The organism is uncultured Campylobacter sp. (assembly GCF_938045535.1).
In the GTDB taxonomy this organism is placed as follows: Bacteria; Campylobacterota; Campylobacteria; order Campylobacterales; family Campylobacteraceae; genus Campylobacter_B.
This window is the reverse complement of sequence record NZ_CALIMQ010000225.1, coordinates 1-9,081: the sequence shown is the minus strand read 5'-3', so window position 1 is coordinate 9,081 and position 9,081 is coordinate 1. Positions and strand designations below refer to the sequence as shown.

Here is a 9,081-nt window from a genome sequence, read left to right as displayed (position 1 = left end):
ATGCAACTAAAAAAGATAACGCCGTTAAGCAACGAGTATCTCGAAAAGCTCGGCTTTTACTGGCACACGGACGCCGATCAGACCCCTTACGTCAGCGACGAGATCGTACGCGTGAGCGCCGTGGAGGCGGATGCGTATTATGAGGCCGCAAACGAGCTATACGAGATGTTTGTCGCGGCTGCGCAGCACGTCATCGATAACAACCTCTTCCACGAGCTCGGCATCCCCTTCAACCTCGTAGATCTAATCAAGCAAAGCTGGGAAAACGAGGTGCACTGGCACCTATACGGGCGCTTCGATTTCGCGGGCGGGCTGGACGGCAAGCCGATCAAGCTGATAGAATTTAACGCCGACACACCCACGGCGGTGTTTGAGACAGCGATCATCCAGTGGGCGATGCTCAAAGAAAACGGCATGGACGAGGCGAGCCAGTTCAACGACCTCTACGACGCGCTGCGCGATAATTTCAAGCGGCTCGTGGTGCTTGACGGCGAGCTAAGCGATTTTTCTAAATTTTACGAGGGGTGGAAAATTCTATTTAGCAGCGTCGCAGGCAACGTCGAGGACGAAAAGACGACGAAGCTTTTGCAGCAGACCGCGGAAGATGCGGGCTTTAAGACGCGCTTTGCCTACGTGGACGAGGTGGAATTTAACGACGAAGAGGGTGTATTTTTTGACGGCGAAAACTACGAGTATTGGTTCAAGCTCATCCCTTGGGAGGCGATCGCGATCGAGGAGGGCGAGCTCGCGCTCATCTTAAAAAACATCGTGCAAAATCAAAAGGCAATCATTCTAAACCCCGCATACACGCTGCTTTTTCAAAGCAAAGGGATTATGAAAATCCTGTGGGACCTCTATCCGAACCACCCGCTGCTGCTGCAAAGCTCCTTTTCGCCGATCATCGGCAAAAAGATGATCAAAAAGCCGTTTTTGGCGCGCGAGGGGGCTAATGTGGCGATTTTCGACGCCGACGGCAAAAAGATAGAGGAAAACGGCGGCGAATACGGAAATCAGAAATTTTTATATCAGGAATTTTATGAGCTAAACAAAGACGAGCGCGCCCAGAGCTACCAAGCGGGGGTATTTTTCGCCTTTGAGGGCTGCGCGCTGGGCTTCCGCAAGGGCGGCGAGATACTCAATAATCTCTCAAAATTTGTGGGGCACTACATCGAGGATGCAAAGTAGCGGCGCGGCAAATTTTATAAAATTTGAGAAATTTTAGAGCGGCGGCTTTTGGCGATAAATTTGGCGGCAAGGCCCTCGCCGCGGTAATTTATCGCTCGGCGGCAGCGGAATTTAACGCTAGGAGGCTATGGCGAAATTTAACGTAGCGTCGCGATCGGAATTCTGCGCGGATAAAATTTCGAGCAGGTTAAATTGGTGCGAGTTAAAATTCCGTGCAGATCAAATTGGCGTGAACCAAAATTCTGCGCGGAGCAGGATTTGCGCGAGTTAAATTTTAAAATTTAAATGCGAGCGGCGGTAGCAGCGATAAAATTTATCTATCGCTTCGGCGTAAATTAGAATTTCAAATTTAGACGCAGGTTTCAGCGGCGGTAAAATTTACCGCTTATTTCGATGCGAGTTAGAATTTTAAAATTTAACGCCCCGCGCGCCGCTGAGTTAAATTTCGCGAGGGCAGAATTCGCAATAGTAAAATTTTGCGAGAGTAAATTTTGCAATAGTAAAATTTCGCTAGAGCAAATTTCCGCAATAGCTAAATTTGCAGAGTTAAAATTTTGCCGCTTAAGTGCCGCGCTCCGACCGCGTGGCGGAATTTAGCGGCTAAATTTAGCCGCGCTGTTACGACTTAAAATTTTAAAACGCAAAGGGGGAAATATGAAGATCGTATGTTTGGATGCCGCGACGCTGGGAGGAGATGCCGATCTTAGCGAAATCGCGAGCTTGGGCGAGTTTGAAAACTACGAGATGACCGAGTCCGCGCAAACTGCGCAGCGCCTAGCGGGCGCTGACGTTGCCATAACCAACAAAGTCCTAATCACGGACGAGATCATGGCGCAAACCGCGCTTAAGCTGATCTGCGTCAGCGCTACGGGCACGAATAATATCGACATACATGCCGCGCAGGCTCGCGGCATCGCGGTGAAAAACGTGGCGGGCTATTCGACGAACAGCGTCGTGCAGCAGACCTTCGCGTCGCTGTTTGCACTAACCAATGCGCTCGGATACTACGCGGATTACGGCAGCAGCGGCAAATGGTGCGAGAGCGAAATTTTTACCCACATTGACGCGCCCATCAGCGAAATTTACGGCAAAGAATTCGGCGTCATCGGGCTTGGACAAATCGGTGCAAAGGTCGCCCGCATCGCCGCCGCGTTCGGCGCAAACGTGAGATACTACTCCACTAGCGGCGCGAACGACAACGGCGAGTTTGCCAGAGTGAGCCTGGACGCGCTTTTGAGAGCCTGCGACATTGTCTCGATCCACGCCCCGCTAAATGAAAAAACGGCGGGATTGATCGGCGAGGCAGAGCTTGCAAAGATGAAAGAGGGGGCGATCTTGATGAATTTCGGCCGCGGCGGCATCGTGGACGAGGACGCGCTGGCTCGCGCCGTGGACGAGCGAGGCTTGCGCGCGGCGCTTGACGTGCTGCAAACAGAGCCGATGAGGGCGGATCATCCGCTGCTGCGCGTGAAAAATCGCCGCAACGTCGTCATCACGCCCCACATCGCATGGGCGAGCGTCGAGGCTCGCAAACGGCTGATAAAGATGATCGCGCAAAATATTAGAGATTTTATGAACGGCAAATGAGCGCGGTTGAAACGCCGGAGCAAATTTAACAAAATCAAGATGCGGCACAAGGTCCACAAAGACTCTGCACGCAGTATTTTAAAGCGCTGTATATAAAATTTTATTAGCTGAAAAGAAGCGATACTGCTTCGGATAAAATTTTAAATTTACGCCGCGGATAAGCTATCTCTCCGCTTTGAATTCGTAGATTTATCTTTTCTTATAAATTCTTTTTATGCTCATCCAAAATCCCGTAACTATAAAAAATAACACTGAAATCGCCGCTACGCAAAATAAGAACTTACCCGCCTCGCCGAAGATATAGCCCGAATGCACGCTCAAAACGGCTTTATGTATAGCAAACGGGTGCGGCATGGTGCTTTTCGCATCATCATAGCGAGCATGCCGCAAGATGCCCTTTTTAACGTTTATACTCATCGTATTCATATGCTCTTCGCTCTTTTCGCCTTTATCGAAATAAAAGATCATAAAATTTTCTCCATCTTTTTGAGCGATAATATTGAAGAATTCGTAGTTTTCACCGCGTTCACGCTTAAAAATATCAAATGCCGTCTGAAAATTTAAAATTTTATCTTCATCCTCAAGCGAAAATCCTCGCACTTCGGTAAAACTCGTTTTTCTAAAAATTTCCTTTTCCCCTAGCGCTCTGTTGGTGATTTTGGCTATCCAATCATACGACCAATAAAGCCCACTAGCGCTTATCGTAAGTAAAACGGGCAGCAGCAAAACTCCGACCGCGCCGTGCAAGCTATATAAAAACGTGTAACCTCTCGCTTTAAAATTTATCCTAAATGCGCGTAAAATTTTCCCTCTAAAACTAGGATAATAAATCACCACGCCTGAAATTAAGGCCAAAATAAACATAACCGTGCTAAGCGCCACGATATTTTTGCCTATTAGCCGCAGAGTTTCGTTTTTGCTTAGCCCAAATCCCAGATTAGTATGTAGGTTTAGCATTACGCCGATAAACGTATCGCCTATGTTTTCCGAAGTAATTTCGCCGTTATAAGGATCTATAAAATATGATTTAAACTCGCCGCCAGGATCTGTACCGGAAAGCCTAATCGCCTCATTTTTATTTTGAGGAATTCTATAATAACTGAGCGTAAAACCGGGCTTGACTTTTCTGAAAATATTTAAAATTTCGGTGGGTTCGAGGGCATCTTTTCCGCTCGGGCTCACGAAAGATTTGCTTTGATTTAACGCATCTATAATCTCGTCGTGATACGAGATAATAGCGCCGCTAAGGGCTACGATTAAGATCGGCACGCAGCATATAAGCGTCAAAACAAGATGGACGTTGAACCAAAATTTTTTCCTTTTTAGAATCGCCATTAATTTCCTTAAATTTTAAATCCGCGGACGAAATTTATGCGCCGCGAATTTAAAAGTTCACGTTAAATCCAACCTGCGCCTTCATCCCGTCTACAACCATCATTTGATAATTTCCCGAGCGCGTTAGTACGAATTCGTTGAATATGTTATAAAGCGTAAAATTTAAACTTGCGTCTTTTGTAACTTTATAGCTAGCGCCCAGATCAAAAAGCGTGTATGAGCGGATATCCTCATCGTAGCTTAGGCTATCGCGCGTCCTACTATAATAATTTATTTGCGACCATAAGTTTAGCTTGGAGCTTACGTCGTAATCAAATCCTAGCTTTACCGAATGGATTGGAAAATTATTTAAGGTTTTGCCCTTCTCGCTACCCGTTTTTTGCTCGGATTTCGTATAGGCGTAGTTTGCATGCAGCTTCAAATTATCTAAAATTTGATAATCGCTACTTAGCTCTAGACCCCTAACCTCGGCTTCTCCGACATTTATAGTGTCCCAAATACCGCGCCTGTAAGTTTTGCCGTTATGCACGCAAGGATTTCCCGGTCTTGGGCGGCAAATTAATTTGGTAGAAATTCCATCTTTGATTTTGGTATAAAACACGGTAGCGCTAAAGTTAAATTTATTATTATCGTCGTAAGAAAACCCGCCTTCGTAGCTTATGCTGCTTTCAGGCTTTAAAGAGCTTCTGCCTATCTGCGCTCCCTGGCCTCCTGCAAATGGCAGGGTAAGGCCCTCGCTACGCTGCTTAATATCCGGAGTTGAATATCCTGTCGAAACGCCGCCTTTAATAGAAAAACTTTCGTTTAAACGGTAAACGGCATAAGTGCGCGGCGATATATGGCCGCCGTAGTCCTTATCACGGTTATATCTGATTCCACCGGTTAGTGTTAAATCATCAGTTAGATAAAAATCATCCTCGCCGTAGATCGAATAATCCCATCTTTTGACATTTGCCTCATCTGCGGTAGTAGCGGCTTCGTTTAATCTCTCGCTTCGGTATTGCACGCCCAAACTCAAAGCATTTGAATCGAAAAAATATGAGCCTTTAGAATTTAGCGTAGTCGTTCTAAGACGCAGATCCTGGGCGCCGCTTTCTTTCATGCTATCGTAATTTGCATAGCTATCTATAATAAACTTATCGTATTTTCCCTGGTGAGACACAGGCTTGCGGTATAGCCTTTCATATCCTCTTTCGCAATATCGTTATTGCCTCCCGAGGTTGTTCGCGTACGCCCGTATGTACGCCTAAATTTATTATTTACTTTACGATAATCAAGCGCTACCTCATCATTTTGCGTTACGTTATACATCAGTTTTGCGCCCATATTCGTCTCTTCATTATTTCTATTCGCATAAGGCTCTTTATCCTCTATCTTTTCAAAAAATCTGCCGTAAAGTGCGATACCTAGTACGTCCGGGACGATAGCTCCGTTTAGATAAAAGCCCGTTTGATAATCACCTTTTATTTGCGATTTTTTAGCAAAAGTATAGTATCCGTTTACATTGCCGCTAAGCTCATTTGAAAAGCCCTTAGTGATGATATTTATTACTCCGCCCATAGCGTCGCTGCCGTAAAGCGAGCTCATAGGACCGCGTATGACCTCTATGCGCTCTATCGCATTTGCGGGAGGCAAGAAATTCTGACTGCTACCAATACTTCTTAATCCTTTATAAGCGCTATCGCTGGTCGCGGGCTTGCCGTCGATTAAAATTTTCGTATATTTTTGAGACAGACCTCTTAGGCTTATGCCTTTTCTAGATGCAGCACCTAGCGTTGCGGTAAAGGCACTCGGCAAATCCTCTACCATTGCGGAGATATCTTGATAGTTGCGCTTTTGTATCTCTTTTTGCGTAAGAACGGAGATGGAAGCGGGTGCGTCTTGAATATTTTGCCGATAGCCCGTAGCACTGACTACGGTAATTTCACCCAAATTTACGCTTTTGTCCTGTTTTTCTATCTCGCTCGATATTCCGGCTGTCGCTATAGCAACGATCAGCGATAATTTATATATTGCGCGCACAAACGATCCTTTTCTTATTAAAATTTAAACTCATTTTACTATAATAAGATATGCATTATCAAGAAATACTAAACGGTAGAAGGATTTTTTTAAACGCTAAAGGGATAAGATGAGTAAAGAGATAAGTTTAGACGATTTTTTGCAAAAAATATCTAACGACATTGAGCCGTCCAAGCAATGCAGGTATAGCAAAACCGAGCTTGAAAGCGAAAGTATAAAATTCAACTTTAGCTCTTTTTATACGGGCGGAGAGATAGGATATTATAGCAGCGATATAATTTGCAGAGATTTCCTTTTGCATCGCCACGAACGGGGCAGCCGCTATTCATTTTTATTTTTCAATACGGGCGAAAATCCTATCTGCTTCAGATCGGATAAAGATCAATTCGTTTTGAATAAAGGTGAGTTTTGGCTCGGAACTATGCAAAGCAAATTGCGTGGCGTTCACGAGCTTGAAAATAAACACTATAAAAGCTCATGCATAGCGCTTAGCACCGCTTTTGCAAATGAGCTGGGAATTTTAAAAAATTTGAATTTAGATCAGGCCGTTTGCATGAAAAAATTTAAAACAAGCGCCGTGCAAAATATTATTCTCAAAGAGCTCGAAAATGCCGCGATATACGACGGCAAAATACGCGAAATTTTTATGGAAAGTAAAATTTTAGAGATGCTTTATAGAAGTTTTCATAAATTTAATGAGCCCCAAAATACGCTTAGCCTTGATGAAAATCGCATAAAAACAGTTCAAAAAGCAAAGAAAATATTACTCGAAAATATGCAAAATCCACCTAGCATTAAAGAGCTCGCTCATCTTTGCGCTACGAACGAATTTGCACTAAAAAGGGATTTTAAAGCATATTTTGGCACGACCATTTATGCGATGCTGACAAATGAGCGGCTTGGAATTGCAAAAGAGCTATTAAGTCTAGATCAAATCAGCGTAAACGAAGCTGCTAAAATGGTCGGATACAATAATTTATCGCATTTTTCTAAAATTTTTAGGGCTAAATTTAACGTGCTGCCGATGCAACTGAAAAAGGATATAAGATTTTACTACTCGGATTAGAATTTCGCACGACCGACTATCTTTTAGAAGCCACATTCTTTCGCAACCGCATATCAAAATCTCATAAAATTTTATATCGCAACCGGACCTGCAAAAATACGGAATTTAAATTATAAATTGCCGCCGAAATCTTGGCGGCAAAAGCGAGCTGCGATCAAATATCGCAGCTGCGTGTATGTTCGGACGTCAAAGGGCGCCTTAAAATTTTAAATACGTCTAAATTTAAAACAGGCTATAAACCTCATCGAGTGTGAAGTGCTTTTTATCGATCTTACCGCCGTAGTATGGCTTGATATCCTCGTCAAAAGCCTTATGGAAAAATTTCGCTTTATACATTTTTACCAGGCTGCTATTAACCGCATCAAGTAGCTCGGTATTGCCCTTAGATAGGGCGACGGCGATATAATCTACCTTGCCAAGGTTGATGATTTTTGCATCAAGCGCGGCATCGTTTCTAGCGTATCCGAGTACGACCGTATTATCGTCGGCAAAGCCTATACCCTCGCCAGCCTTTAACCTAGCGACGCACTCATTCGCGTCGGCACATGTCGCAATCTCATAGCCCGCGTTTTTGAAGTGCTCCTCGGCAGTTGTGCCTTTAACGCTTAGAATTTTTTTATGCGCGATCTGATCGATTCTTGAAATATTATCATCCTTACGGCTTAGCACGCCAATTTGCACTGAATAATACGGGTAAGAAAAATCGACTTTCTGAACGCGATCTTTTGTGACGGTAAGCTTGGATATGATGAGATCTACTTTGTTTTGCTCCAGTGAGGGGACGCGATCTTTAGATGCTACGGAGATAAAGTCGATTTTGATCTTTTTATTGCCGAATAGATTTTTGACTAACTCATTTGCCAAATCAACCTCAAAGCCCTTTAGCGTGCCGTTATCATCGAAGCTAAACGGAGGCTGGGAATCTTGCAAGCCTATGCGAATTTCGTCTGCTTGCTTGATATCTGCTAGGGAATTAGCGCAAAGCGCGCCAGCACCCAGCAAAATACTTAGTAGAATTTTTTTCATATTTTGTCCTTTGAATTAAAACATTTTATAAAGATCATCTAACAAGAAATATTTTTTCTCAGCCTTGCCCTTGTAAAAAGGATCGATGCTGTCGTTAAAAATTTTCTTGAAAAAGCCATTTTTGCTGAGCTTGACAAGCCCGTCGTTTAAGGCGTTTAGCAAGTCATCGTTGCCTTTTTGCACTGCGATAGCTAAAAAGTCCGACGTACCTAAATTCTTGATATTTACCTCTACCTTGCGATCTACGACCGAATAACCCAAAACCACCATATTATCGTCTGCATAGCCGCTGCCGTGACCGGATTTTAGCGCACGGAAGCATTCACTAGAACTAGCGCATGAGATAACTTTAAAGCCTTCCTTATTAAAATAATCAAAAGCCGTAGTGCCGGGCTCTGCTAAAATTTCTTTATCCTGTAGGTCGCTTATTGTCTTGATATTGTCATCGCTACGGGTTAGCACGCCGATATTTACGCTAAAGTAAGGGTTTGAAAAATCCACTAGCTTCTCGCGCTCTTTCGTAACCGTAATCGCCGCGATATCCAAATCGACCTTGTTATCTTGCACGGCTGTGATACGATCATTGCCTAGAGTTACGACATATTCGATTTTGCCGCCCTTATCGCCGAAAATTTCTTTCACGAGCTCTTCGATAAGCGAAATTTCAAAACCGCTATATCTTCCGTCCTCAGAGACGCTAAGTGGCGGCAGTGAACCGTCTACTCCAATGCGAATGAGCCCTTTTTCTTTGATTTGCGCTAAAGAGTTAGCAAATAACGAACACGAAGCGATTAGCAACGCAAATATAATCTTTTTCATAAAATTCCTTTAAATTTTACTAAAATTTGCCAGCGAATAGA

Annotated in this window: 8 protein-coding genes; 3 read left to right on the top strand and 5 right to left on the bottom strand. The window is 44.0% G+C overall.

Annotation, left to right across the window (positions count from 1 at the left end; all coding sequences use genetic code 11):
* The coding region (locus Q0095_RS07005; protein ID WP_297882639.1) for a glutathionylspermidine synthase family protein at positions 1 to 1,185 on the top strand (1,185 nt) is incomplete at its 5' end.
* 654 nt (positions 1,186 to 1,839) lie between these two features.
* Positions 1,840 to 2,772, top strand: a complete 933-nt coding sequence (locus Q0095_RS07000; protein WP_297882637.1) for a D-2-hydroxyacid dehydrogenase — start codon at positions 1,840 to 1,842, stop codon at positions 2,770 to 2,772.
* 189 nt (positions 2,773 to 2,961) lie between these two features.
* Here the strand turns inward: Q0095_RS07000 and Q0095_RS06995 are convergent, their stop codons facing one another.
* The 3 genes from Q0095_RS06995 to Q0095_RS06985 are packed head-to-tail and all read right to left on the bottom strand — an operon-like array spanning position 2,962 to position 6,129.
* On the bottom strand, positions 2,962 to 4,107 hold the full coding sequence (locus Q0095_RS06995; protein WP_297882635.1) for a PepSY-associated TM helix domain-containing protein: 1,146 nt from the start codon (positions 4,105 to 4,107) through the stop codon (positions 2,962 to 2,964).
* A gap of 49 nt (positions 4,108 to 4,156) precedes the next feature.
* The gene (locus Q0095_RS06990; protein ID WP_297882633.1) at positions 4,157 to 5,209 is read right to left on the bottom strand and encodes a TonB-dependent receptor; all 1,053 of its coding nucleotides are present in this window, start codon (positions 5,207 to 5,209) and stop codon (positions 4,157 to 4,159) included.
* Positions 5,210 to 5,232: 23 nt separating this feature from the next.
* The gene (locus Q0095_RS06985; protein ID WP_297882631.1) at positions 5,233 to 6,129 is read right to left on the bottom strand and encodes a TonB-dependent receptor plug domain-containing protein; all 897 of its coding nucleotides are present in this window, start codon (positions 6,127 to 6,129) and stop codon (positions 5,233 to 5,235) included.
* Between the two features lie 109 nt (positions 6,130 to 6,238).
* On the opposite strand from Q0095_RS06985, the gene Q0095_RS06980 reads away from it, so the two are divergent.
* A complete protein-coding gene (locus Q0095_RS06980; RefSeq protein ID WP_297882629.1) occupies positions 6,239 to 7,195 on the top strand; it encodes an AraC family transcriptional regulator in 957 nt (318 codons plus the stop codon).
* 222 nt (positions 7,196 to 7,417) lie between these two features.
* On the opposite strand, the gene Q0095_RS06975 is transcribed toward Q0095_RS06980, so the two are convergent.
* Both Q0095_RS06975 and Q0095_RS06970 read right to left on the bottom strand, forming a co-directional pair.
* The gene (locus Q0095_RS06975) at positions 7,418 to 8,221 is read right to left on the bottom strand and encodes a transporter substrate-binding domain-containing protein (protein WP_297882627.1); all 804 of its coding nucleotides are present in this window, start codon (positions 8,219 to 8,221) and stop codon (positions 7,418 to 7,420) included.
* Between the two features lie 15 nt (positions 8,222 to 8,236).
* Positions 8,237 to 9,040 (bottom strand): transporter substrate-binding domain-containing protein, encoded by an 804-nt coding sequence (locus tag Q0095_RS06970; protein WP_297882625.1) that lies wholly within the window; start codon positions 9,038 to 9,040, stop codon positions 8,237 to 8,239.
* Positions 9,041 to 9,081 lie beyond the last annotated feature (41 nt).